Annotated in this window: 1 protein-coding gene; it reads right to left on the reverse strand. The window is 73.9% G+C overall.

Annotation, left to right across the window (positions count from 1 at the left end; genetic code table 11):
* Nucleotides 1-1,324 (reverse strand): RNA-guided endonuclease InsQ/TnpB family protein (locus DKT69_RS30480; RefSeq protein ID WP_146231256.1); only part of this gene is annotated, 1,324 nt, incomplete at both ends.

Below are 1,324 nucleotides of genomic sequence, written 5' to 3' on the forward strand. Positions count from 1 at the left end.
GGGTGTTGTGGATCCTCGCCTTGGGGGCGAGCGACTCCCCACCACCTGTGGGTGGGGCGGGCCTCCGCGGGCCAACTGATCCTCGCGCCGCCCGGGGTGGGCGGCGGGGGTCACGTCGGGACCGTCCGGTACCGGGCAGGTGTCGGCCGGCTCGACGGTGCGTGACCACCTCCGGCAGCACGACCGCTGTCGGGGTGGTGGGTCCGCCGCCCGGGGTGCGGGTGGCGATGATGGCCGCCGCGACGAGGTCGCGGTGGCCGGAGAATGAGCAGTGCGGGCAGGACAGGGTCCGTCCGCGGGGTTTCGGTACCCGGCGGTGGCAGGCGGGGCAGGTCGAGGAGGTGCCGCGTTCGTCGACCAGGTGGACGGTGATGCCGGCGAGGGTGGCCTTGTCGGTGAGGACTTGGAGGAGCCGGCCGATCTGCCACTGCCGCAGCCGCAGGTTGTGCCGCCGTCCAGCAGGACGGTCCAACACCCCGCGAGGATCACCCACGTGCAGCACACCCACCCGCTGACCCACCGCCCAGGACACGACGCTACGGGCGGCCTCGTGCTGGGCCTGCCGAACCCGGCGTCGATGCCGGCCCTCGACCAGGCGGGCCCGGCGACGGTACTTGCGCCACCGCCGGGATCCCTTCTCACCCGGTTTCGGCGCCTGCCGGGCCACAGCTCGGCGGCGGGCCTTGGTGTCGGCGAGGTGCATGCGGTGTTCGGCGCGGATCGCCCGCCCGGACACCAGCAACCCCTCCCCGTCGGGGCCGGCCACGGCGTAGGGGTGGATGATTCCCATATCCACCCCGGCGACCCGGGCCGGGTCCGGTTGTTCACCGGGTGGGTAGACCGTCACCGGGACCTCGGCGGTGACGTCGAGGAACAGGCGGCCGCCTTCGCAGAGCAGGGTGACCGACCGGACCTGTTCGACCGGATACGGCACCTCCCGCGCCAGGCGCACCCACAACGGGGACGCGCCTCTGGCGGTCGGGATCCGGACCCGAAGTCCGTCGAGGGTGAACGTGCCGTGGTACCAGCGCACCGGCACCAAGCCCCGCCGCCGACGCGGGAACCGGGCCGACAGGTCACCGGCGGTGCGGCGTTTCGCCGCCGCGAACCACGCATCGGAGAACCGGCGCAACACCGACCGGGCACCTGTGGTGTCCAGGTCTCCGAAGGTGCCCGGCCCGGACGCGGACAGCTCCCGGCACAACTGCTGATAGCCCACCAGCGGCGCGCCGCCGCGGCGGCGGCGCCACGCGTTGACCTCCAGCACACACGCCCACAGGTCACCGGCGGAGCGCAGCAGCCCGAAACACCGCCGCCGCTGCCC

Source organism: Micromonospora sicca (genome assembly GCF_003172935.1).
GTDB lineage: Bacteria > Actinomycetota > Actinomycetes > Mycobacteriales > Micromonosporaceae > Micromonospora > Micromonospora sicca.